The sequence below is a fragment of the Sinomonas sp. ASV322 genome (genome assembly GCF_030908245.1).
In the GTDB taxonomy this organism is placed as follows: domain Bacteria; phylum Actinomycetota; class Actinomycetes; order Actinomycetales; family Micrococcaceae; genus Sinomonas.
The window spans coordinates 220,379-243,553 of record NZ_JAVFJJ010000001.1; the positions used below are offsets into that span (position 1 = coordinate 220,379).

The 23,175-nt window shown below is 70.6% G+C and carries 21 protein-coding genes; 9 read left to right on the forward strand and 12 right to left on the reverse strand.

Annotated elements, in window-relative coordinates; translation table 11 throughout:
* Nucleotides 1-17: 17 nt before the first annotated feature.
* The 3 genes from RBS12_RS00975 to RBS12_RS00985 are packed head-to-tail and all read left to right on the forward strand — an operon-like array spanning nt 18 to nt 3,185.
* A complete protein-coding gene (locus RBS12_RS00975; RefSeq protein WP_307964184.1) occupies nt 18-854 on the forward strand; it encodes an ECF transporter S component in 837 nt (278 codons plus the stop codon).
* Nucleotides 847-1,677, forward strand: a complete 831-nt coding sequence (locus tag RBS12_RS00980) for an energy-coupling factor transporter transmembrane component T (RefSeq protein ID WP_307964501.1) — start codon at nt 847-849, stop codon at nt 1,675-1,677. Before RBS12_RS00975 ends, RBS12_RS00980 begins: the two co-directional genes overlap by 8 nt.
* Nucleotides 1,674-3,185: an ATP-binding cassette domain-containing protein gene (locus tag RBS12_RS00985; protein WP_307964185.1), complete on the forward strand. Its 1,512-nt coding sequence runs from the start codon at nt 1,674-1,676 to the stop codon at nt 3,183-3,185. Before RBS12_RS00980 ends, RBS12_RS00985 begins: the two co-directional genes overlap by 4 nt.
* Before the next feature lie 21 nt (nt 3,186-3,206).
* Here the strand turns inward: RBS12_RS00985 and RBS12_RS00990 are convergent, their stop codons facing one another.
* The 3 genes from RBS12_RS00990 to RBS12_RS01000 form a co-directional block, all read right to left on the reverse strand.
* Complete coding sequence (locus RBS12_RS00990) at nt 3,207-5,357, reverse strand: 3-hydroxyacyl-CoA dehydrogenase NAD-binding domain-containing protein (protein ID WP_307964186.1); 2,151 nt, start codon at nt 5,355-5,357, stop codon at nt 3,207-3,209.
* On the reverse strand, nt 5,358-6,575 hold the full coding sequence (locus RBS12_RS00995) for a thiolase family protein (RefSeq protein WP_307964187.1): 1,218 nt from the start codon (nt 6,573-6,575) through the stop codon (nt 5,358-5,360). It abuts the gene before it with no gap.
* Between the two features lie 132 nt (nt 6,576-6,707).
* Complete coding sequence (locus tag RBS12_RS01000; protein WP_307964188.1) at nt 6,708-8,300, reverse strand: long-chain fatty acid--CoA ligase; 1,593 nt, start codon at nt 8,298-8,300, stop codon at nt 6,708-6,710.
* 145 nt (nt 8,301-8,445) lie between these two features.
* Here RBS12_RS01000 and RBS12_RS01005 point away from each other — a divergent pair, with 145 nt between their 5' ends.
* From RBS12_RS01005 to RBS12_RS01020, 4 genes are all read left to right on the forward strand, one after another.
* Nucleotides 8,446-8,790, forward strand: a complete 345-nt coding sequence (locus RBS12_RS01005) for a lipopolysaccharide assembly protein LapA domain-containing protein (protein ID WP_307964189.1) — start codon at nt 8,446-8,448, stop codon at nt 8,788-8,790.
* A gap of 84 nt (nt 8,791-8,874) precedes the next feature.
* Nucleotides 8,875-9,990 (forward strand): hypothetical protein, encoded by a 1,116-nt coding sequence (locus RBS12_RS01010; protein WP_307964190.1) that lies wholly within the window; start codon nt 8,875-8,877, stop codon nt 9,988-9,990.
* A gap of 44 nt (nt 9,991-10,034) precedes the next feature.
* Nucleotides 10,035-11,336: a histidine kinase gene (locus RBS12_RS01015; RefSeq protein ID WP_307964191.1), complete on the forward strand. Its 1,302-nt coding sequence runs from the start codon at nt 10,035-10,037 to the stop codon at nt 11,334-11,336.
* A complete protein-coding gene (locus RBS12_RS01020; RefSeq protein WP_307964192.1) occupies nt 11,330-12,004 on the forward strand; it encodes a response regulator transcription factor in 675 nt (224 codons plus the stop codon). The genes RBS12_RS01015 and RBS12_RS01020 overlap by 7 nt, the downstream gene beginning before the upstream one ends.
* On the opposite strand, the gene RBS12_RS01025 is transcribed toward RBS12_RS01020, so the two are convergent.
* The 8 genes from RBS12_RS01025 to RBS12_RS01060 form a co-directional block, all read right to left on the reverse strand.
* Nucleotides 11,973-13,346, reverse strand: coding sequence for a ribonuclease D (locus tag RBS12_RS01025; protein WP_307964193.1), 1,374 nt, complete (start codon nt 13,344-13,346; stop codon nt 11,973-11,975). The two genes, RBS12_RS01020 and RBS12_RS01025, sit on opposite strands and share 32 nt — an antisense overlap.
* Nucleotides 13,347-13,375: 29 nt before the next feature.
* Nucleotides 13,376-13,993 (reverse strand): DUF3000 domain-containing protein, encoded by a 618-nt coding sequence (locus RBS12_RS01030; RefSeq protein ID WP_307964502.1) that lies wholly within the window; start codon nt 13,991-13,993, stop codon nt 13,376-13,378.
* 182 nt (nt 13,994-14,175) lie between these two features.
* On the reverse strand, nt 14,176-15,243 hold the full coding sequence (locus RBS12_RS01035) for a low specificity L-threonine aldolase (protein ID WP_307964503.1): 1,068 nt from the start codon (nt 15,241-15,243) through the stop codon (nt 14,176-14,178).
* A gap of 94 nt (nt 15,244-15,337) precedes the next feature.
* Nucleotides 15,338-16,099, reverse strand: coding sequence for an SDR family oxidoreductase (locus RBS12_RS01040; RefSeq protein WP_307964194.1), 762 nt, complete (start codon nt 16,097-16,099; stop codon nt 15,338-15,340).
* Nucleotides 16,096-17,481: a DUF6421 family protein gene (locus tag RBS12_RS01045; protein WP_307964195.1), complete on the reverse strand. Its 1,386-nt coding sequence runs from the start codon at nt 17,479-17,481 to the stop codon at nt 16,096-16,098. Before RBS12_RS01045 ends, RBS12_RS01040 begins: the two co-directional genes overlap by 4 nt.
* A 149-nt stretch (nt 17,482-17,630) precedes the next feature.
* Nucleotides 17,631-18,083 carry a peptide-methionine (R)-S-oxide reductase MsrB gene (gene msrB, locus RBS12_RS01050; protein WP_307964196.1) on the reverse strand — a complete coding sequence of 151 codons (453 nt, stop codon included), beginning with the start codon at nt 18,081-18,083 and terminating at the stop codon, nt 17,631-17,633.
* 14 nt (nt 18,084-18,097) lie between these two features.
* Nucleotides 18,098-18,583, reverse strand: a complete 486-nt coding sequence (locus RBS12_RS01055) for a hypothetical protein (protein ID WP_307964197.1) — start codon at nt 18,581-18,583, stop codon at nt 18,098-18,100.
* A gap of 88 nt (nt 18,584-18,671) precedes the next feature.
* On the reverse strand, nt 18,672-19,778 hold the full coding sequence (locus tag RBS12_RS01060) for a thioredoxin domain-containing protein (RefSeq protein WP_307964198.1): 1,107 nt from the start codon (nt 19,776-19,778) through the stop codon (nt 18,672-18,674).
* A 227-nt stretch (nt 19,779-20,005) separates the two neighbouring features.
* Between RBS12_RS01060 and RBS12_RS01065 the strand changes: the two genes are divergently transcribed.
* Nucleotides 20,006-21,286, forward strand: a complete 1,281-nt coding sequence (locus tag RBS12_RS01065; RefSeq protein WP_307964199.1) for an alpha/beta fold hydrolase — start codon at nt 20,006-20,008, stop codon at nt 21,284-21,286.
* Here the strand turns inward: RBS12_RS01065 and ybaK are convergent.
* Nucleotides 21,272-21,790 carry a Cys-tRNA(Pro) deacylase gene (gene ybaK / locus RBS12_RS01070; RefSeq protein ID WP_307964200.1) on the reverse strand — a complete coding sequence of 173 codons (519 nt, stop codon included), beginning with the start codon at nt 21,788-21,790 and terminating at the stop codon, nt 21,272-21,274. The genes RBS12_RS01065 and ybaK overlap by 15 nt on opposite strands.
* A 320-nt stretch (nt 21,791-22,110) precedes the next feature.
* Here ybaK and RBS12_RS01075 point away from each other — a divergent pair, with 320 nt between their 5' ends.
* Nucleotides 22,111-23,175: a hypothetical protein gene (locus RBS12_RS01075; RefSeq protein WP_307964201.1), complete on the forward strand. Its 1,065-nt coding sequence runs from the start codon at nt 22,111-22,113 to the stop codon at nt 23,173-23,175.

Genomic DNA, 23,175 nt, shown 5'->3' on the forward strand with positions numbered 1-23,175 from the left:
GAAGGACAAAGTCCGTCATGTCACATCAGCTCACTGTTGATGCGCCCCGCCGTTCGCCCCTGAGGGTCGTCCTCACGATCCTCGGCGTCGCGGCGGTCGTCGCGACCTACGCGTTCCTCATCGTGTCCCAGCCGGCCGACGTCGTGAATGGGCCTACAGCCGCCTCGGCGCTCGTCGCACTCGCCGGCTTCGGCCTCGCGATGGTGCTGCTCTTCGTCGGCATCCTGCCGACATTGCCGACGACGACGCTCGCCCTCATCCCCGTCGCGCTTGTGCTCAACATCGTTCTCGGCCAATTCGTCGGAAGCACCCTCGTCCCCATCTATCTCGACTCGATCGGCACCGTGCTCGTCGGCTTTCTCGCGGGGCCTTCGGCCGGCGCCGCGACCGGGCTGTTGAGCAACCTCGTCTGGTCGTTCTTCAATCCGTCGGTCCTCCCGTTCGCCGCGGGCGCGGCGGCAATCGGCGCCCTGGCCGGCGTCGCGGCCCGCCTCGGCATCGTGCGCCGCTTCTACCTGGTGCCTGTCGCGGGGGTCGTCACGGGCTTCGTCGCGGCGGCTATCGCGGCGCCCATCGCGGTGATCGTCTTCGGTGGAACCGCGACGGGCGCCACCGGGGCCGTTATCGCGCTCTTCCGTGCAGCTGGGGACAGCCTCGTCCAATCCGTGACCACGGGAGCTTTCACGTCGGATCTCCCCGACAAGCTCGTGACCTTCTCTCTCGCGGCCGCGTTGGCGTACGCGCTCCCGCGGCGGAGCACGCGGCGCTTCGAGTTCGTCCGCCGCCACCGCGTGCTCGCGGGCGCGAAGCGCTCGGTGGAGACCGCGGACACCAAGGCGGCACCTGCTGCCTGAGTTTCCCGCGCACCATCCCGAGCCCGGCGATGGCGGTCCCCTCGACCGCGACTCGACGCCGAAGCAGCGCCTGAATCCCCTCACCGGGCTTGTCCTCGCGGGCTCCGGGGCGCTGGCGTGCCTGGCGTGGGCCCATTGGGCCGTGTGGCTTGCGGTGCTCGCGGCCTCCGCGGGCGCAGCCGCGGCGGGTCGAGTGCTCGGAAAGGTCGCGGCCGCGGCGTCGATCGTCGTCGTGCCGTTCGCGCTGTGGGCCTTCGTGATCCACGGCCTGTTCTTCCCCGAGGGACGCGCTGTGCTCGCCGCCCTCGGCCCAGCCCGCGTGACCGCGGAGGGCCTCGCGTACGCGGGCGGGATCGTGCTGCGCACCGCAGCGCTCGTCGTCGTCATGCTCGCGTTCTCGACGTGGGTCGAGGTGCCCGTGCTCCGGGCCGCGCTTGTCCGTCGCGGTGTGCCGGCACAGCTTGGGTACGTGCTCGCGACTGCGTTGGGCCTTGCATCCACCGTCGCGGAGCGTCTCGAGCGGATCCGCGAGGCGCAGGAGGCGCGAGGGCTCATCGTGCGGCAGAGCCTCGGGGGTCGGTTCGTCGCAGCGCGGCTCCAGGTGGTGCCCCTTGTCCTCCAGCTTGTCGACGAGGCCGGCGAACGAGCCGCGGCCCTCGAGGCCCGCGGGCAGGCTCTCCCGGGCCGCCGCACGTCGTACGTCGACGAGCCGGACTCGCGCGCCCAGCGCACGCTCCGCTGGGTCCTCGCGACGGCGAGCCTCGCCGTCGTCCTCTCCGTCGTGGTGCCCGCCGTCGCGGGCGTCCTCGGGGGCGGGCGATGACGCCGGTCCTGACGGCGCACGTGCGGCGCTTCGCGTACGACGACGGGCCGGCGGCCGTCCGAGACGTGCACCTCGCGCTTGAGCGGGGTGCGCTTGTCGCCGTGCTCGGCGCGTCAGGGAGTGGCAAGTCGACGCTTGCGAAGATTATTGCGGGGTGGGCCCTCCAAGGCGGCCACGCGCGGTTCAGCGGGACACTTGAGCTGGCCCCCGGGCCGCGTGGCGCCGGGGGACGGCTCGACTTTGCCGGGGGTCATGACGATCCGAGGCTGCAGCTCGGCGCGTGGGGCGAACGCGTCGCGTACGCGCCGCAGAGGGCCGGCGACCTGCTGACCGGGGCGGCCGCGAGCGTGGGGGAGGAGCTCGCGTTCTCGCTCGAGCAGCGCGGGATCGAGCGGGGCGAAATGCGCGACCGCGTGCGGCGGGGGGCCCGGGCAGTGGGGCTCGAGGATCTTCTGGACCGTCACCCGGGGCGGCTCTCGGGCGGTGAGCAGCGGCGTCTTGCGCTCGGCTGTGCGCTCGTGGAACGGCCCGACGTCGTTGTGCTCGATGAGCCGTCAGCATCGCTTGACGCCGCAGGTGCCGAGGCACTCGTCGAACTCGTGGCTAGGCTGCGCGGGGGCGGGGCGACCGTCGTGGTGTTCGCGACCGGCGTCGACGCCCTTGTCCGGCACGCGGACCGGTGCCTCCTGCTCGACGGCGGGACGGTGGCAGCGGAGGGCACACTGGACGACGTGTTCGCGTCGGCGGCGTTCGCGGAGTCTGGGGTGGTGCCCCAAGCCCGGGAGCGGGAGCCCGGCTGTCCGATGGTGGGCGCCGAGGTTCCGGCGACCGGCGTCCCGCTCGCCGAGCTCGAGCGGGTGACGTTCGCGTATGCGCCGCGCCGGTCTGGCCGGTCGGCGCGCACGGTGCTCGACGGAGCGTCCGTTGCGGTCCACGCCGGCCAGGTGATTGCGCTCACGGGGCCGAACGGAGCCGGCAAGTCCACGGCATTGCGGCACTTCGCGGGGCTTGCGCGGCCATCGTCCGGGACGGTCCGGATCGGCGGGTCGGACATCGCGGGCGTCCCGGCAGGCCGGGTTGCCGCGACGGTTGGGACGCTCTTCCAAGACCCGCGCGATCAGCTCTTCGAACGGACGGCGCTCCGCGAGGTCTCATTCGGTCTCGGTGCCTTGGGCCTCGCAGGGGAGGCGGCGCGGTCGCGGGCTTTCGAGGCGCTCGATGCCGTGGGGCTCGCGCAGCGGGCCGACGTGCACCCGTATGAGCTCGCGGCGTCCGAGCAGCGGCTCGTGGCCCTCGCAACAGTCCTCGCGCGGCGCCCGAGGGTGCTGCTGCTCGACGAGCCGACCGTGGGGCTCGACGGCCGGGCGCTCGCCCGCCTCGACGCGGCGGTGACCGGCGCGGCCCAGGCGGGTTCCGCCGTCGTCCTCTCGACCCACGCGATCGCTTGGGCTCGGCGGATGTCCCACCAGGTTCTCGCACTCGACGGGGGCCGATTCGTGGGGGCATGACCGCGTCTCACCTGACGGATCTCACCCTTCGGCGTGGAACTTCCTTCCGTTGACGCGTTCGGAGGCGCCGACCCGGTCGAGGTACGGCGTGATGCCGCCGAGATGCATGGGCCAGCCCGCCCCGAGGATCATGCAGAGGTCGACGTCCTCCGGACCCGCGACGACCCCCTCTTCGAGGAGGAGCCCGATCTCCTGCGCGAGTGCGTCGTGGCACTGGACGAGGACCTGCTCGCTCGTCGATGGCGAGCTGCCGAAATGCAGGCGGGCGAGAGTTGAGGCCGGGATCTCGTGGCCGCCGTCTTCCGTTGGCGCCCAGAGCCCCTTGATTCCTGCGTCGATGAGGGCCTGCTGGTTCGCCGAGACGTGAAAGCGCTCGCCGAATGCGGCGTGGAGCGATTCGGACACATGCTGCGCGACGGGAAGCCCCACCATGGCAGCGAGCGTGAACGGCGACATGGGCAGGCCCATCGGCTTGAGGGAGGCGTCCGCGACCTCCGCGGGCGTCCCCTCGTCGAACGCTGCCGTGACCTCGCCCATGAGACGCAAGAGGACCCGGTTCACCACGAAAGCGGCCGCGTCCTTGACGAGTACAGCGGTCTTCTTGAGCGACCTGGCGAGGGCGAACGCGGTTGCGAGGACGGCGTCCTCCGTCTTCGGGGCACGCACAATCTCGATGAGCGGCATGACCGCGACCGGGTTGAAGAAGTGGAAGCCGACCACGCGCTCGGGGTGCTGGAGGTCCTCGGCCATCGCCGTGACGGAGAGCGACGACGTGTTGGTCGCGAGGATGCACTCGGGCGAGACAACGGCTTCGACCTCGGCGAAGACCTGCTTCTTGACCGCAAGTTCCTCGAAGACCGCCTCGATCACGAAATCGGCGTCCGCGAACGCCTCCTTCGAGACCGAGCCGGTCACGAGGGCCTTCGTGCGCGTCGCGGCGTCCGGGGAGAGGCGCCCCTTCGCGAGGAGCTTGTCGACTTCGGCGTGGACGTAGCCGACGCCCTTGCCCACGCGCGCATCATCGACGTCCGTCATGACGACCGGCACCTTGAGCTGGCGCGCGAAGAGGAGCGCGAGCTGGCTCGCCATGAGCCCCGCGCCCACGACGCCGACCTTCGTCACGGGGCGCGCAAGCTTCGCATCGGGCGCGCCTGCCGGCCGCTTCGCGCGGCGCTGGACGAGGTCGAGGAACGCGTACACCGTGTCTCGGAACTGGGGCGACTGCATGAGCTCCGTGAGGGCCCCGACCTCGAGCTCGGCGGACTCCTTCTGGGTTGCGAGTTTGCCGGCCTCGAAGACGTCGAGCACCTTGCTCGGCGCGGGAGCGGCGTCGCCGGACTTGGCGGCGACGAGGGCCCGCGCGGCTTTGGCTGCGGCGTCCCAGCGCTGGGCGACGGCGGGGTCGGTGGCGGGATCGACGGCGTGAGGGCGTTCGACGGCGGTGTTCCCCGCGAGCACTTCGCCCGCCCATGCGAGGGACTGCTCGAGGAAGTCGGCGGGTTCGAAGAGCGCGTCGGCGACGCCAAGTCCAAATGCCTCCGGGCCCGCGATCGTCCGGTTGTTGCTCAGCGGGTTCCCGATCATGACCTTGAGCGCGGCCTCGGGGCCGATGAGCCGAGGCAGCCGGTACACCCCGCCCCAGCCGGGAACGAGGCCGATGAACGCCTCGGGCAGCCCGATGCCGTTCGCCCCGGCCGAGACGGTGCGGTACGTGCACGCGAGCGCGATTTCGAGGCCACCACCGAGCGCCACGCCGTTGATGAAGGCGAACGTCGGGACGCCGAGGTCGGCGAGCAGGTCGTAGGCCTCGTGGCCGAGCCGGGCCATCATGGCCCCGTGGGCCGGATCCTTCAGCTGCTTGACCGTCGTGAGATCGGCGCCCGCGACGAGGAAGTAGGGCTTGCCGGTGACGGCGACAGCGTCGATCTCCCCGGCGGCGGCGCGGTCCCGAAGCGTTTCGAGGGTGCGGCCGAGCTCGACGAGCGTGGAGGGCCCGAGCGTCGTCGGCTTGGAGTGGTCGAAGCCGTTGTCGAGGGTGACGAGCGCGATGCGGGCGCCCGCGGTTCCGCCCGCCCCCGGAACGACGATGTCCTTGACGAGGGAGTGCGTGACGATCTCGTGGGGCACTGCTGCCGTGAGCGCCGCGTACTGGTCGAATGCAGAGGCGGTCATTCACTCGCCTTTCCGGTAGTCGGGGTGGAGGGGATTCTCCCAGATGACCGTGCCGCCCATGCCGAGCCCGATGCACATGGTCGTCATCCCAAAGCGCACGCTCGGGTCCTCGGCGAACTGTCGGGCGAGTTGGGTCATGAGGCGCACGCCTGACGAGGCGAGGGGATGCCCGACGGCGATCGCGCCGCCGTAGCGGTTGACGCGCGGGTCGTCGTCGGCGATGCCGAAGTGATCGAGGAAGCTCAGCACCTGGACCGCGAACGCCTCGTTGATCTCGAACAGCCCGATGTCCTCGATCGAGAGCCCTGCCTTCGCGAGCGCCTTCTCTGTCGCGGGCACTGGCCCGATGCCCATGACTTCGGGCTCGACTCCGGCGAACGCGAACGAGACGAGCCGCATGCGCGGCGTGAGCCCGAGTTCGTCGGCAGTCTCGGCCGAGGCGAGGAGGCACGCCGTCGCGCCGTCGTTGAGCCCGGCGGCGTTGCCCGCCGTGATGCGCCCGTGGGGACGGAACGGCGTCCTCAGGCCCGCGAGGTCCTCGAGCGTGGTCCCAGGCCGGGGCGGTTCGTCGGCCGTCGCGAGGCCAAAGCCCTCGCCGGGGCGGTGGGTTGCGATCGGCACGAGGTCCGGCTGGATCTGGCCGTTCTCGTAGGCCGCCGCGAGCTTCGCCTGCGACGCGACGGCATACCGGTCCGCGCGCTCCTTCGTGATGGCGGGGAAGCGGTCGTGGAGGTTCTCTGCGGTGCTGCCCATCGTGAGCGCGGTCGGGTCGACGAGCCGCTCGGCCATGAACCGAGGGTTCGGGTCCGTGCCTTGGCCCATGGGGTGGTTGCCCATGTGCTCGACGCCCCCAGCGATGACGACGTCGTACGCGCCGACCCCGATGCCGCTCGCCGTCGTCGTCACCGCGGTCATGGCACCTGCGCACATGCGGTCGACGGCGAAGCCCGGCACGGTCTTCGGGAGGCCCGCGAGGAGCGCGGCGCTGCGTCCGATCGTGAGGCCCTGATCGCCCGTCTGGGTCGTTGCGGCGATCGAGACTTCGTCGACGCGCTCGGCCGGGAGCGTCGGGTTGCGACGCAGGAGCTCCCGGATCGTCTTGACGACGAGGTCGTCGGCGCGGGTGCCGTGATACATCCCCTTGTCGCCGGCCTTGCCGAAAGGGGTGCGGACGCCGTCGACGAAGACGACGTCCCTGATGTGCCTGGTGGTGGCCATGGGCAGCTCCTGTGGGTGGAGGGGAATCAGATGATGGGAGGCAGGCGTGGAAACCTCGAGGCGTGTCGTGCTTCTTCCATGTTACTAGTGAGTAACTTACGGGGCAATGGGTGTCGCGCCGTGCGGCTTCGCTCAGATCGCGGCCGGCGGCGCCGTCTCCGCGCCCTGAGCGTACCGGGCCGCAAGCTCGCGCTTGAGCACCTTTCCGCTGGGGCCCATCGGCAGCTCGGCCAGGAGTTCGATGATCCGGGGGTACTTGTAGGCCGCAAGGTGCTGCTTCGCGTACGCGCCAAGGTCGTCGACGGTAACCGAGCTCCCGGGGGCCACGACGATCGCTGCTGCAACTTCCTGGCCGTGCACCTCGTGCGGAACCCCGTACACCGCCGCGCTCACGACGTCGGGATGGTGGCTGAGGACCTCTTCGACCTCGCGGGGGTACACGTTGTAGCCGTTGCGGATGACCATGTCCTTCTTGCGGTCGAGGATGCGCAGGTACCCGTCATCGTCCTTGATCCCCAGGTCTCCCGTGCGGAACCATCCGCCGACGACCGCCTCGGCGGTGGCCTCCGGCCGATTGAGATAGCCCGCGAAAAGGTTGTGTCCGCGGATGACGAGCTCCCCGAGTTCGCCGCTGGGCAGCAGCTCGATCGCGTCGGCAACCTCAGGCCGCGCGATCTCGACCTCGACACCCCAGATCGGAATGCCGATCGTGCCCGGGCGCGGCGCTGTGCCGACGTGGTTGAAGCTCGCCACAGGAGAGGTCTCAGTGAGCCCGTAGCCTTCGTAGATCTCGGCGCCGAAGACCTCGCGGAACCTGTCGAGCACGGCCAGTGGCAGGGAGGCCCCGCCTGAGATTCCGTAGCGGAGGCTCCGGGGGCGCAGGGGGCTCGCCTTCGAGGCCTCGATGAGCGCCACGTACATCGTGGGCACGCCGAAGAAGACGTCGATGTCGTGCTGGTGGAGCAGCTCGAGCGCGGTCCCGCCGGTGAACTTGGGGCACATGACGATGGTCGCGCCGGCGCGCAGGCCTGCGTTGAGGACGCAGGTCTGGCCGAACGTGTGGAAGAGCGGGAGCCCGCCGAAGACCGTGTCCCCAGGGCGGACATCGAAGGTGCTCGTCAGGAGGACATTGACCTGTTCGACGAGTGCGAAATGCGTTCCGAGGGCCCCCTTCGGCTTGCCCGTGGTTCCCGAGGTGTAGAGGATCGTCGCGATGTCGGCAGGCTCGCGCGGGACGTAGCTCTCAAGAGGGTCCGCGGCACCCGCCTCGGCTTCGAGCCGGGACGGGCCCTCCGCGTCCTCGGGGGCCATGACGGTCACGACGTCGATGCCCGCGGCGTCCGCTGCGGCGGCCCCTTCGCCCAGCAGAGGGGCCGCGCAGACGAGGAGCCGAGACGCGCTGTCGCGCAGCATGTATTCGATCTCGCGGGCCCGTAGGAGTGCATGGACCGGAAGGACGATTCCCCCGAGCGCGAGTACCGCGTAATACACGCGCGCAAAGTCCGCGACGTTCGGAATGAGGATCGCGACCGTGTCGCCCGGTCCGACGCCCCGCGCGCGGAGCGCGCCAGCATATGCGCGGGTCTGGTCCCACAGCTCGCCGTAGGTGGTCTGTTCGTCGCCGACGACGAGGGCCGTGGCCTGCGGCATGCGAGCGGCGGATTCGGCGAGGATGGCCGCGACCGAGATCGTGCCGAATCGTCGGGGTGAAATGGTGTCTGTCATGGTGTGGGCTCCGTGCGGGGAGGGTGATCGGAATCACTTTCCGCCATCATGCAGTGATACTCAGTTCCGTGTCAATTGAGACTTAGTGTCACCGTGCCGTCTCTGCGTACGATGGGCCCATCGCTGGACTAGGGAAGGAAGCCACGTGAGCCAGGAGCCCAAAGACGAGCCGACAGCCAAGGCACCTGCGTCAGATCGAGCGGCCGGGCAGGCTGACGAGGTCAAGGTCACGCGTGCCGGCGCTGCGTGGACTGCCGTGGTCGTCGCGCTCGCCGTCCTGGTGTTCCTCATCGTGTTCTTCCTCCAGAACCAGGACACGGTGAGGGTTCGGTTCCTCGGGCTCGACGGGCAGGTCCCGCTCGGGCTCGCGCTGTTCATCGCCGCGGTGGCTGGCGGAATCCTGGTGGCGATCGCCGGCGCGGCACGGATCATTCAGCTGCGCATCGCTGCCGCACGCCGCCGTCGCCCGCCGCGACCCGACGCCCGCTGAGCGAGGCAGAGTCACCCGTTCGGGGGACCCGAAGCCCCCTTGCGAGGGAACCGCGCGGCGTCCCGACTCGCGACGCTTGGGGGTATGGAGAACCAGGCAGCACACCTCACAGCATCCCCACGTTCGGCCGTTCGGCGGCGCTGGCCAGAACTCGCGGCCCCGATCACCGCGATCTGCGCCGCTCTCTACGCCGCCGCTGCCGGCCTATGGCTCGCGCTCGGGCACCAATATCCGTTCGGCACCGGAACCTTCCAGTCTCCGAGCCTCCTGACCCGTGACTGGCCCTCCCAGTCGGCCGCCGTCCTGGCCATCGGCGCGGCCCTCGCGGGCTCGGTGCTCGCTGGGCTGGTCGCGCGCAGGAGGCGGCCGGGCCGGCTCCTCACGGGGGCCGTCGTCGTCTTCGCGACCGCCTTCGCCCTTGCCTTCCTGACGGTTGTCGCGGACACGAGCATGCTCGCCATCCTCGGCTATCTGCCGTTCATGATCGTCAAGCTCGTGAGTGACCCCGGCTGGTTCGCCGGCCGCGATATCCCCTGGGCGGGCGTCGCGAATGAGTACGCCGTGCTCGCCGGCTCGGTCCTCTGGATCGCCGTTGCGGTCGTCACCGTGAGACGGCGCGTCGGTGCGTGTCTCGTGTGCGGCCGCCCGGGCCTGGACGCTTCGCGCGCCCATAGGCCTGCCGCTCGCCGCAGCCCGGTCTGGGGCGCCGCCGCGGTGTGGACTGCGATTGCCATCCCGCTCATCTATGCCGCGACCCGGTTCGCGTGGGCCGTGGGCATTCCGCTAGGGCTCGACGACGACTTCTACCGTTGGCTCCGCAGCGAGGGCGGGCTCAGTGCTGCCGTCGGGCTCGCGTCGATGGCCGCCGTCGGCGCCGTCCTCACGTGGGGGCTCATCGCGCGGTGGGGCGAAAGGATCCCTGCGTGGGTTCCGGGGCTGGGAGGTCACGATGTTCCCGTGGCCGCGGCCGTTGTCCCGGCTCTCTTCGTCGCGAGCGTGATCTTCCCGGCTGGGCTCCAGATGATCCGCGAAGGGCTTGGGCTCGCACCGGGCCTCGTCAGCACCGTGACCCCAGCAGACTGGGGCGCGTACGGGCCGACGCTTCTGTGGCCTCTGTGGTCGGTCGCGCTCTCAGCCGGTGCCATCTCGTACTGGCTTCGGCGTCGCGGGGCCTGCCCACGATGCGGTCGTGCCGACTGACCATGGCGCTGACATCAAGCAGGGCGCGGGACAGAATGTGTGTCATGCGGCAGTTCATTCTCCGCCCCGCGCCCCCTCGCTGGCGGCGGAGGCTCGGACGCGTGGCCTTCCTCGCGCTGGGTGCCCTGCTGTCTGCGCCCTACGTCCTCGTGACCGTCTGGGCGGCCGAGCTCTATCGGTTCGCCGCGGTCAACCCGATCGCCCCCGTCTTCGCGACCGCCGTCGGGCTCGGACTTTTCGCGGTGCCCGCGTCGCTGCGCGTCACGGCGGCGCTCGAACGAACTGCGTCCGACGAGCTCCTCGGGACGCGGCTCGGCGCCCAGACGGCGCGAGCCGAGCTCTCCGACGTCCTGCGAGCCGCCGCGTGGTTTGCCGCACATCTGGGCGCGGGGCTCCTGTTCGCCGTCGTCCTCGTGGTCCTCGTGCCGCTCGACGTACTCCTGGTGCTCACGTGGGCGGGAATCGCGCCTTCTGCCGACATCGCACGTGCCGCTCCCGGCTTCGACGGGCCGACGACGGCGGTGCTCGTCCTCGTAGGCACGGCGGCGTGCGGGACGCTCCTCGTGGGCGTCGGCACGCAGCTGCCGCGATGGGCCGTGCTCCTCCTCGGTCCCTCCACCGGCCAGCGCCTCGCCCTCGCGGAACGCTCGGCGCGCCTCCAGGCCCAGCGCAACAGGCTCGCGCGGGAACTCCACGACTCTGTGGGGCACGCGCTCGCCGTCACGACGTTGCAGGCGGCCGCGGCCCGCGCGCACCTCCGCGACGACCCCGACGCGGCAGAGACCGCCCTTGAGGCCGTCGAGGAGACCGGGCGCCGCGCGCAGGCAGAGCTCGACGCCGCCCTCGCGATCCTGCGCGATCCGACGCCGGACCCAGGCCGGGACGGAAGTGCAGCGCAGCCGCCTGGACTCGACGAGCTCGACGCTCTCATCGGCTCCTTCCGGGCCGCGGGGCTCGCCGTCGAGACGGACCTGAGCCTCAACGCTTCCGTCAACGTGCCCGACGTCGTGTCCCACGAGGCCTATCGCCTCCTGCAGGAGGCCCTCACCAACGCGCTGCGGCACGGCGCGGGGCATCGGGCGTCCCTGCGGATGACGGCAGACCACGGCGTCCTCCGGGTGCACGTCGACAACCCCTTCGCCTCGCAACCCGGCGAGCCTCTCAGGGGCCGAGTTCCCGAGCCGGGCCGGCCGGGCGGACTCGGGCTCATTGGCCTCCGGGAGCGGATCGTGCTTCTCGGCGGTCGGCTCGAGGCCGGGCCACGCGGCGCCCTGTGGGCTGTGGACGGCGAGCTTCCATTGGGAGCGCAGGCCGACGCAGCGCATGAAGGGGCCGTGCGATGGTGACGGTGCTCGTGGTTGACGACGACGCCCTCGTCCGCTCGGGGCTTCGCGCGATCCTTGCCGGGCGGTGCGCGATCGACGTCGTGGGGGAGGCCGTCGACGGGGCCGACGCCGTGTCCCAGGCCCGTGTCCTTCGGCCCGACGTCGTGCTCATGGACGTCCGCATGCCCGGCATCGACGGCATCCAGGCGACGCGCCTCATCCTCGGCGCTGGGCCCGCGGACGACGGCGGAAGGCGAACGCGGGTCCTCGTGCTCACGACGTTCGGCAGCGATGAATACGTCTACGAAGCACTCCGCGCGGGAGCGGCGGGATTCCTGCTCAAGCGCTCGCGGCCCGAGGAACTCGCCACGGCGATCGTCACGGTGGCGGAGGGGGAGAGCCTCGTCTTCCCCGAGGCGATCCGGACTCTCGCCGCTGCACATGTCGGCGCAGCGGGCAGGGGCCTCACGCGGGCCGGACTGACGCAGCGGGAAGAGGAGGTCCTTCGTGGCCTCGCGCGTGGGGGCAACAATGCGGAGATCGCGGCGGATCTCTACCTCTCGCCTGAGACCGTCAAGACCCACGTGGCATCGCTCCTCGCGAAGCTCGGGGTGCGCGACCGCACGCAGGCCGTCATCGCGGCCTACGAGTCGGGCTTCATTGATCCTCGGCGTGGGCCTTCTTCTTGACCGGGAGCGGCTCGGGGTGCTCGAAGGAATCGAGGACGGTCGGGAGCACGCGCTCGATCTGCCATTCGCGAGCGCCGAGATCGCGCAGCGCGGCGGCGAGGGACTCGGCCGTGAGCGGCACGGGCGGGCGCCACGCGATGCGCCGCAGATGATCGGGCGTCAGGAGGTTCTCCGTCGGCATCCCGAGATCCTCGGCGACGGCCGCGACGCGTGGCCGGGCCGTTTGCAGGCGGGCTGCGGCCTCTGGGTCGCGGTCCTCCCAGACGCGCGGCGGCGGGGGAGCATTCGTCTGCAGGTGCAGCGGCGGGAGCTCGTCCTCGGAGAGGCTTCGTGCCGTCGCGACAGCCCGGAGCCAGCGGGGCGCTTCACGCTGCGCGGCCCGGCCGTGGAAGCCCTTCGTCGCGATGAGCTGGGGAACGGTCGAGGGCATCGAACGGGCGACGGCGACGAGCGCCGAATCCGGGATGAGCTTGCCCGGCGCGATATCTCGCTTCTGCGCGAGCGCGTCGCGTTCGGTCCACAGTTCGCGCACCGCGGCAAGTTGGCGGCGGCTGCGGATGTGGTGCACGCCGGACGTGCGGCGCCACGGATCCGGCTTGGCCCCCGGGAGTCCGGCCGCGAGAATGGCCGCGAACTCCTCCTCGGCGAACTCGAGCTTCCCCTGTGATGCGAGCAGCTCCGCGAGCTCGTCGCGCAGCTCGACGAGCACTTCCACATCGAGGGCCGCGTAGCGCAGCCATGGTTCCGGAAGAGGGCGGGTCGACCAATCGGCGGCCGAATGCTCCTTCGCGAGCCCGAAGCCGAGGAGCTGCTCGACGACGGCCGCGAGACCCACGCGGGGCAGGCCCGCGAGCCGGGCGGCCAGTTCAGTGTCGAAGAGCCGGTCAGGCCACATGCCGAGCTCGGCGAGGCACGGGAGATCCTGTGTCGAGGCGTGGACGACCCATTCGACGCCACGCAGCGCGTCGTTGAGGGCCGCGAGGTCTTCGAACGGCTCCGGGTCGATGAGCCACGTCCCGGCACCCTCGCGCCGGATCTGGACGAGAAAAGCCCGCTGGCCGTAGCGGAATCCCGAGGCACGTTCTGCGTCGACGCCGGCGGGGCCGCTTCCGCCCGCGATCGCCGCCGCAGCCCGCTTGAGCCCCTCGAGTGTATGGATGACGAGCGGCACGCCGTCGCGCGGTGCATCGAGTTCGACGACGGCGGGCACGGGCTGCGCGAAGCCGTCCACGTGCACGTGGGTCGTTTCGGCGCCGGAGCCGATCGGCTGTGGGGCGGCGGAACCGGCGGCTCCGTCGGGTTCCGAGGCAGCGTGGGTCGCGTCCTGAGACTGTGCGGTCATGATGTGCTGAGTCTACGCCCGGGTGACACTCAGTTCCGGCGCCGCGGGAGCGGCGCGACGCCGTCGGGCAGCGGCGGAAGGCCCGCGAAGGTGCAGATCATGTCCGCCCACGCCTCGAGGTGGGACCGCACCGCGGGGCCCTGAGGGGTCCACGAGGCGCGCAGTTCGATGTCGATCGATTCGCGGCGCCCCGCGAGGGTTCCGAAGCTCTCCGAGAGAACGCGGGTGGCCGTTCCTCCGGCTGCCGTGTATTCGGCTCCGTGCTTCTCGAGGGCTTCGACGAGCCACGTCCAGGCCACCGACCCCAGGAGGGAGTCCTCGGCCATCTCCGGCTCGAGGCGCGCGCGGATGTACGTCACGATCCGGAACGTGCCCTGCCACACGGCGGGGGGCTCGGGATCGTGGAGGAGGATGAATCGGCCCGTCGCGAGCTCGGACGAGGCGAGCTCGGGCGCGGCAGGATGTCCAGCGACGCGGCCAAGCCCCGACGGCTCGAGCACTTCGGCTTCGAGCGCGACGGCGTATGGCGCGAGCCGGGCTGGCGCCGGGATTTCCTGGAGCTTGAGCTCGGGGCGCCCGACGGCGGCCCGGAGCGAGCGCAGGGCACTCAGGAAGTCCGCAGGCAGCTGAGCTAAAGCGGTCACGATCACAGCGTACGTCGAGGGGCCCCTGCCTGCCGGTCTGGCACGCCGGGGCCCCTCGACGCACGGGAGCGCGGCTAGCGGGCGAGCTCCTCCCGCAGCGCGGCGACAAACGCGCTGCCCTCTGCGCGGCTAGTGGGCGAGCTCCTCCCGCAGCGCGGCCACAAAGGCGCTGCCCTCTGCGCGGCTCAGCGGGCGAGCTCCTCCCGCAGCGCGGCGACAAACAGATCTACATCCTGCTCCGTCGTGTCGAACGAGCACATCCAGCGCACCTCGCGGCGCGCGGCGTCCCAGTCGTAGAACGCGAACCGCTCGCGAAGGCGGTCCGCGACGCCGTCGGGCAGGATCGCGAAGACGCCGTTCGACTGGGTCTCCTGGGTGAGCGCGACGCCGTCGAGCCCCTCGACCGCGGCCCGAAGGCGCGCCGCCATCGCGTTGGAATGCGCGGCGGAGCGCAGCCACAGGTCATCTTCGAGGAGCGCGAGGAACTGCGCGGAGACGAAGCGCATCTTCGACGCGAGCTGCATGTTCATCTTCCGCAGGTACGCGAGCCCGTGCGCGGCCTCGGGGTCGAGCGCGACGACGCACTCGCCGAACAGCATCCCGTTCTTCGTTCCGCCGAAGGAGAGGATGTCGATGCCCGCCTCACGGGTGAAGGCCCGCACGGGCACGCCAAGGCCTGCCGCGGCGTTCGCGAGCCGCGCGCCGTCCATGTGCACCTTCATGCCGAGCGAGTGAGCGTGCTCCGTGATGGCCCGCAGCTCGCCGATCGAGTAGCGGGTGCCGAGCTCGGTCGTCTGGGTGAGCGATACCGCGAGCGGCTGCGCGCGGTGCTCGTCGCCCCAGCCCCAGGCCTCACGGTCGATGAGCTCGGGGGTGAGCTTGCCATCCTCAGTGGGCACGGCGAGGAGCTTCATGCCGCCGACGCGCTCGGGCGCACCGTTCTCGTCGACGTTGATGTGGGCCGTCTGCGCGCACACGACCGCCCCCCAGCGCGGCAGGAGCGACTGGAGCGAGAGGACGTTGGCTCCCGTGCCGTTGAACACGGGGTACGCCTCGACTCCGTCGCCGAACAGCCTCTGCATCTCGGACTCGAGCCGCGCCGTGTACTCGTCGGCGCCATAGGCGGTCTGGTGGCCGCCGTTCGCCGCGGCGAGCGCCGCGAGCACTTCGGGATGCGCGCCCGAGTAGTTGTCGGATGCGAAGCCGCGACGCTCCGTGCTGTGGAGCGGCCAGCCGGCGGGAGGTCCCGGCACCTGGCCGGAGGACACAGCGGTGGGGGCAGGGTCGATCGAAGTCACTGTCACAGTATTGCGTACCGTTCTCTCGGAGATCTCGGGGGTGCTGCGCTCACGCCGTGAGGTCGAGGCGCGCGCCGTTGATGCCGGCGGCGTCCTCGGCGAAGAGCGCGACGGCACGGGCCGCGAGCTCATCGACGTGCGTGTAGCCCGGAAAGCGGCGCTCGGGGTGTGCGGCACGCATTCCGTCGTCGAGGAGGGCCTTGACCGCGAGGACGACGGCGGCGCTCGCCTGGGGCGCGGGATCCTCCTTGCGCGCGGACTGCGCCGCGGCGAACCCCTGCGCCATCGCGCGGGTCCACATCTCGGCCGCGGCCTTCGCGGCGGCGTAGTTCGCGATCCCTGCGGTCGGCCGGTCGAGGGTCGTGGAGGTGACCATTGCGAAGCGGCCACGCGACGAGGCAACCAGCCAGTCGAAGAAGGCGCGACTCGTGTTCCGCAGGGTCGTGATCGCGGCGCGCGAGAGGATGTCCCAGTCCTCGTCGCTCTGCTCGGTGAGAGTGCCGCCGCCGCGCCATCCGCCCACGAGGTGGAAGACGCCGTCGACCGCCCCGAACGTCGTGCCGAGCTCGGCGGCAAGGGCCTGGACCGCCCCGAAGTCGGCGAGGTCGCACACGCGCTGGGGCACACCGCCGTCGTTCGCTTCAGCAGGCGGCGTGCCGAACGCCGCGGCGAGCCGCTCGGCGTTGCTGCCCACGGCGATCGCGGTGGCTCCCGCGGAGCGGAGGGCACGGACCGCCGCTTGGCCGGACGCCGAGGTGGCGCCGGCGACGACGACGACCGCGCCCTGCGCTCCCTCGGACCCGGAGGTCACGCCGCGGCTCCCGGCAGGGGCGCCTCGCCCGTGATGCCCGCGGTGGACTCGATGACTGAACGCATCTTCTTCTCCAAGGCCTCGTAGAACATCGACAGCGGGAACTCGTCGTCGAGCACCTGGTCGGTGATCTCCCGCGGCGTTCCCGTGAGCGGGAGCGCGTCGGGGCCCTTGGCCCACACGGAGGCGGGGTTCGGGGTCACCGTTCCGGAGACGAGCTTGTACGCTGCGAGCCAGTGTGCCACCTTCGGGCGGTCGATGGAACGCCAGTACAGTTCGTCGATCGCGTCCCCGAGGGCGCTCACGACGGCCGGGACCTCGGCCCAGTCGATCGCGAGCTTGGTGTCCGTCCAGTGGAGCACGCGATGCTGGTGCATCCACGCGAAGAGGAGCTGCCCGCCGAGCCCGTCGTAGTTGCGGACGCGGCTGCCCGTGATCGCGAAGCGGAAGATCCGGTCGAAGATGACCGCGTACTGGACGAGCTTCGCGTGCCGGCGCGCCTCGGGGTCAGCGTTCTCGTCGCGCTCGATCTTGACCGACTCGCGGAAGGCCGTGAGGTCGCAGCGGAGCTCCTCGAGCGAGTAGAGGAAGAACGGCATGCGCTGCTTGATCATGAACGGGTCGAACGGGAGGTCGCCCCGCATGTGGGTGCGGTCGTGGATGAGGTCCCACATGACGAACGTCTCCTGCGCGAGCTTCTGGTCGGCGAGCAGCTCGGCGGCGTCGGCGGGGAGCTCGAGGTTCGTGACCTTCGTCGCGGCGTCGAGGACGCGGCGGAAGCGCGCGGCCTCGCGGTCGGCGAAGATCGCGCCCCACGTGAACTTCGGCACCGCGCGCATCGCGACCGTCTCGGGGAACAGCACTGCGGAGTTGGTTGCGTAGCCCGGCGTGAAATCGAGGAAGCGGATCGGCACGAAGAGCTTGTTGCTGTAGTCCCCGGCTTCGAGCTCGGACACGAACTCGGGCCAGACGACCTCGACGAGCACGGCCTCGACGAGCCGATCGCGGCTGCCGTTCTGCGTGTACATGGGGAACACGACGAGGTGCGCCAGGCCGTCCTCGCGGTGAAGCTGCGGCTCGAAGGCGACGAGCGAGTCGAGGAAGTCGGGCACGCCGAAGCCGCCGTCGGCCCAGCGGCGGAAGTCGTCGACAGCGAGGCGCAGGTACTCGGAGTCGTGCGGGAAGCGCGGCGCGAGGGCGTGGATCCCCGCGATGATCTGCTCGACGAGTTCGTGGGCCTGCTCGTGGTCGCCTGCCCCGGGGACGGACCCGTCCTGGATCTGGAGCGTCTGAAGGCGGATGGCGGCGTCCTTGAGGCTCAGCCAGGCGGGGTCGTGGGCGACGGCGCCGGCGGACTCGGGGGCGTGAACAACGGTGGTCATGGGAGTCTTCGCTCTCTCTCGGGTGGGAAGCTGATTCGAGAGTAGCCATGAACAAGGATCACTGTGTGTAAAAAGCCTTGAGCAATAGAAAGTCTATTGCTCAAGGCTTTCGAAGTTGCGCCGTGCCCTCGCGGTGCAGGGCCTCGGCGTCACTCCCCGTCGGGGACGAGCGTGAGCGAAATCGAATTGATGCAGTATCGCTGGTCGGTCGGGGTCTCGTACCCCTCGCCTTCGAACACATGCCCGAGGTGTGAGTTGCAGTTCGCGCAGCGCACCTCCACGCGGTCCATGCCGAACTTGCGGTCGTGGAGGTAGACGACGGCGTCGTCTGCGAGCGGCGCCCAGAACGACGGCCAGCCGCAATGCGAGTCGAACTTCTCGCGGCTCGTGAACAGCTCGGCTCCGCACGCGCGGCACCGATAGCTGCCCTTCGTATGCGTGTCCCAGTACTCGCCCGTGTAGGCGCGTTCAGTGCCCGCTTCCCGGAGCACGTGGTACTCGGCTGGCGTCAGCCGATCGCGCCATTCGGACTCGGGGCGGGATCCCGCCTCAGGGTCGGCGTGCGGGGCGCGAGGCGCAGAGGTGGGCTCAGGAGAACTCATGACCAGTCAAACGATCAGGAGTCGCCGATAAATCCCGTGCCCGCGTAAAGGTGCAGAACGGGGATGCCGATCCGGCGCTGGGCCTGATTCGCCCAGTCGGTGTGGAACGTGTCCTCGATGGCGTGCGGGAGCGTCACGACGATGGCCTGCCCCGCGCCCGAGGCCGACGCCCGGTCGGCGAGTCCCACGACCGGATCCCCCTCGATGAGGGTGCCCGTCACGTCGGCGCCGAGGCCCTCGAGCGCCGCGAGCGATCCCTCGAGCGCCGTCTGCGCGACGCCCCGCTCGGCCGCCGGATCGGTGTGGCCCGAAAGTCCCTCGAACGCCTTGCCGAATTCGAGCAGCGAGAGATGGTCGAGGAAGTCCACGAGAAGCCTGCGTTTCCGCCCGACTGGCACGAGGACCTCGAGGGGAGTGTCGCCCTCGACGAGGTCGGACACCGCGGCACGCTCCGCGGGTCCCAGGGCGACTTCGGTCAGGATGAGGATCGGCGCCGTCATGGGTTCAGACTAGCTGTCACGTGCGTGTTCGCCCACAGCTTTCGTGTGCGGGTCTCGTGCCGTGAGGCGAAGGGCTTCGGCACCTTCCTCACGCCCTGACTCCCTCGCGGGAGTCGAAATCGGCCTGGAGGAACTGGAGGAAGTCCGGTCCCTTGGAGAGGTCTCCGCTCCACTGCCTGCCGTCGACGAACGCCGCGGGGACCCCGTTGATCCCGCTGTCCAGCGCGAGCCTGGTGGAGTAGCGTGCCCAGGCCACATACGTGCCATGGTCGACGCACGTGCCCGCCTCAGCGCCCACCGACGCCATGAGCGACTTGAGCTCGTCGTCGCTCAGGCCGGCAGACCCTTCCGAAGGCTGGCGGGCATACAGCAGGTCAAGGAAGCCGGCGTAGCGGTCGGGGTGGCCGTTGGCGACGCACGCGGCGGCGTTGGCCGCGCGTAACGAATATCGGGTCGTGGACCGATGGTCGAGGAATGCGACAGGCCGGTACTCGACGGTGATCCGTCCCTGATCGCGCAGCCGGTCGAGGGCCGGCCCGTACGAGGCGTGGAATTCGGCGCAGTACGGACACGCGAAATCCACGTAGACCACGACCCGGGGCGGTTGGCCCTTCGGAGCGGCGTCGGCACCGGGCGGGTGCGGCGGCGGGACTGAGGAACCCGGACCGAGAGGAGCCGGCGAGGGGAGGGTCCTGACGTCGACGTCTGAGGCCGCGACAGGTTCCACGCGGCCGTCGGCGAGAAGCCTGATTCCGCCGTTTGCGTTCATGTTGGCGGGTCTCGGTCCGCGGTCGGGAAGGGCGGACGAAGGGTTCGAAGGATTGCCCCCGGTCAAGGGGCCGGCATAGAAGCGGAGCGCTCCGGAGGACGCGAGCGTCGCCACGAGGGCGACGGCGAGGGCCGCCGAGGCAAGGCCCGTGTAGCCGATCACGAGACCGGCGACGGCGAGGCCCCGCCCGTCGTCGCCGCTCCGCCTGATCCGGGAGAGGGCGACGTGGCCGAAGACGACGCCGAGCAGGCTCACGAAGAAGGAGCAGACGAGCGACGCGATCGCGAGCGGTTCGGTACGTCGCGGCGGTGGGGGAGAGGCGGGTGCTGGGTAGGGCGGTGGATTGGGCGAGGGAGCTGACCGCGGGTCCGTCCAGACAGTTGACGGCGGCGCCCACGGGGCTCTCGTTGGCTGTTCGTCATTCACGCGGAGCGCTCCTTCGGCTGTGCAGGAGCCCCTTCAGTGCCCCCCATGGGCGAGAGCATAGTGCCGCGCCGGAATCCGCGGCAGGGAGTGCCGATACTCGATTCCGTGGCGCGCGCCACGCGCCCGAGCCTGCGGGTACTCGATTTCACGGTCGAGGCCGAGCCTCGCTGGAGTGGAGGGGCGCGCCGTCGTCCGCTCCGTGCCTTCAGGCTTGCGAGAATGGGGCCATGCCCCGAACACCCGCGTCCGCCCGCCCGTCGGCCAGTGAGCCGCTGCCCCGCAGCGTGTGGGCCCTGCTCGGAGCCGGTGCCGGGCTCGCGGCGGCGTCCGCCGTCGCCGCGTCAAGCTCGGCGCTCGCGGCCTACTTCGCCCGGCGGGTCGTGACCCCCGAGCGGGTCAAGGCAGAAGACCAGGAGATTCTCGCCGTCCAGGGCACCGGCGCCGAGCGGCGGGTCATCCTCAAGGCCTCGCCGGATACCGTCGTCGACGGCCAGTACAGCCTCTTCTTCGCAGGCGGCGCCGGCCATGTGCGGCTCGGCCCCCTCGAGGACTACTCGCCCGGCGACGAGACGGTCACGCGACGCGTCGTGGCCGAATACAGCGGCGACCTGTCGGCGGCTGTGCGCGGCAAATGGAGCGGGGTCGTGTTCTCCTCGCCGGCAGACCTCGGGTTCGAATATGAGGACATCGACATCCCGACCGAGCTCGGTCTCGCGCCCGCGTGGTTTGTCCCACACGAGAGCGCGGAGGGATCGTCGACGTGGGCCATCATGGTCCACGGCCGCGGGGCCACCCGCCAGGAGACGCTTCGAAGCCTCATCCCCGCCCGCCGGCTTGGTCTCACGAGCCTCATCATGTCCTACCGCAACGACGGCGACGCTCCCGCGACCGCCGACGGCCGCTACGGCCTCGGCATGACGGAATGGCAGGACGTCGAGGACGGCATCGCCTACGCTCTCGCCCACGGGGCGCAGGATGTCGTGCTTTTCGGATGGTCGATGGGCGGCGCGATCAGCCTTGCGGCCGCCGACAGGTCGAGTCTGCGGCAGTACATCCGCGCTCTCGTCCTCGACGCGCCCGTGGTCGACTGGGTCGACGTCCTCGCTCATCAGGCGCAGGTCAACCGGATCCCCAAGGGGATCGGCCGGTTCGGGCAGCTCCTGCTCGCGCATCCGTGGGGACGCCGCATCACGGGGCTCGCGGCGCCCCTCGACTTCCGGGCGATGGACTGGGTGACGCGCGCCGTCGAGCTGCGCACGCCAACCCTCATCCTGCACAGCGCGGACGACGACTTTGTGCCATTCGGGCCCTCGGCACTCCTCGCCGGCCGGAATCCGGAGATGGTGACCCTCGAGACGTTCCGGAGGGCCCGCCACACGAAGGAATGGAACGTCGACGCCGAGCGCTGGGAGCTCGCGATCACGTCGTGGCTCGCCCAGACGCTCGCGCCACGGCCCGGGCCCGGTGGGCCCGCGCCGTCGTCCGTGGGAACGTCAGCGGGCGCTTAGGGGCGCGACGGACGCCTTCGTGAGCCGAATGAGGTCCGCTGGGGCGAGCTCGATGTCGAAGCCCCGGCGGCCGCCCGAAACGAGGATCGTCTCGAAATCGAGCGCCGATTCGTCGATCGCCGTGGGGGAGGGCTGGCGCTGGCCGAGCGGGGAGATCCCGCCAAGCACGTAGCCCGTGCGGCGCTCCGCCGCCGCGGGGTCGGCCATCGACGCCTTCTTCGCGCCGAACGCCGCTGCCGCGGCTTTGAGGTCCAGGTTCCCGCTCACGGGGACGACGGCGATGCACAGTTTCCCGGCGACGTCGCCGCCGAGGTCTACGACGAGTGTCTTGAAGACACGCTCTGGGGCGACCCCGAGCACCTCGGCCGCCTCGAGCCCGTAGCTCGACGACGACGGGTCGTGCTCGTACGGGTGCGCCGTGTACGCGATCCGGGCGGCGTCGAGCGCCGCCGTCGCGGGCGTCCCGGGCCCGCGGCCGCCCCTCGTCTTGCCTGTGGATCGCACCGCTACCTCGCGCTGTCTTGTGCTCGTTCATTCACGGTCATGAGGGTATCGCCCATCGGGCGCACGTTGGCGACGGGCGGGCAGTGCGCTGGCCCCGCATGTCGACGTGCCCCGCGCCCCTTGGCGCCTGAGGCGGCAGACGACTATGCGCGGTAGCATACGGGCGTTCAGCGCGCTCGGAGAAGAAGGTGAACCAGTGACGAACGAAGTTCGCAGCCGCGCCGTGGTGCGGCAGCTCATCGCCCGAGTGCAGACCCTTGTCTGAGGTGTTGATCTGGGCAGGCTTCGCGCTGGGAGTCTGCCTCGTGGTGGGAACCTCGATGAGCATCATCGGCGCGCTGGTCGTGGCGCGGCGTGTCGATTCGTGGGTCACCGCAGTCATCGACACAGGGCTTGACCGCGCCTTCCTCCTGGCGCTCCGCGGCGTCGACTCGTTCGAACGGCGCGACCGGGCCCTCGGCTGGCAGGGCCCGCTGACGCTCGTGGTCCGCCTGACCGCGTGGATGGGGATGCTTGTTGTCGGCTTCGGGCTGCTCATGCTGCCGGGTACCGACGGCGATTTCGGCGCGGCCCTCGAAGACGCCGGCTCCTCGATCTTCACACTCGGGTTCGCGGTCCCCCACAGTGGCGGCGGACAGTTTGTCGCCTACGTCGCCGGGTTCGCCGGCATGGTCGTCATCGGTCTTCAAATCGGGTACCTGCCGACCGTGTACACCTCGTTCAACCGACGCGAAACCGAGGTCAGCCTTCTCGTCGCGCGGGCCGGAGCTCCCGCCTGGGGACCAGAAATCCTGCTGCGCACGCACTGGGGAACGGGCAGCAGCGACTCGGGGCCGGTCCTCGACGAGCTCTTCGTGCGGTGGGAGCGGTGGACCGCGGAGGTCGCCGAATCGCACACCACCTACGTTGGACTGCTACGCCTGCGGTCGCCGAAGCCGAACTCCCACTGGCTGACGTCCCTGATTGCCGTCATGGATGCCGCCGCCCTCCACCTTGCCCTTGCCCCCGACGCGGAACCGAGGATCGCGGCGCGGCTGATGCTGCGTATGGGCTTCGAAACCCTCAACGATATGGCGCAGGCCATGAAGCTGCCGGTGCCCGATCTGGCGCAGGCCTCCGTCGACTCGACCCCCATCTCGGTCACCTTCGACGAGTTCGCCCGGGCGGCCGCCTCTCTTCGCTCGGTCGGCTACCCAGTCACGGAAACCGACGAGGACGCGTGGCCCCACTTCGCGGGATGGCGGGTGAACTACGATCGCGCGGCGCTCGCGCTGTGCCGTGAACTCGACGCACCGCCGTCAATGTGGACAGGCCCCCGACGGTGGCCTTCCCAGCCAACAGCACCCCAGCGTCCCAACCCCGGACGGTCACGCACGCAGAAGTGA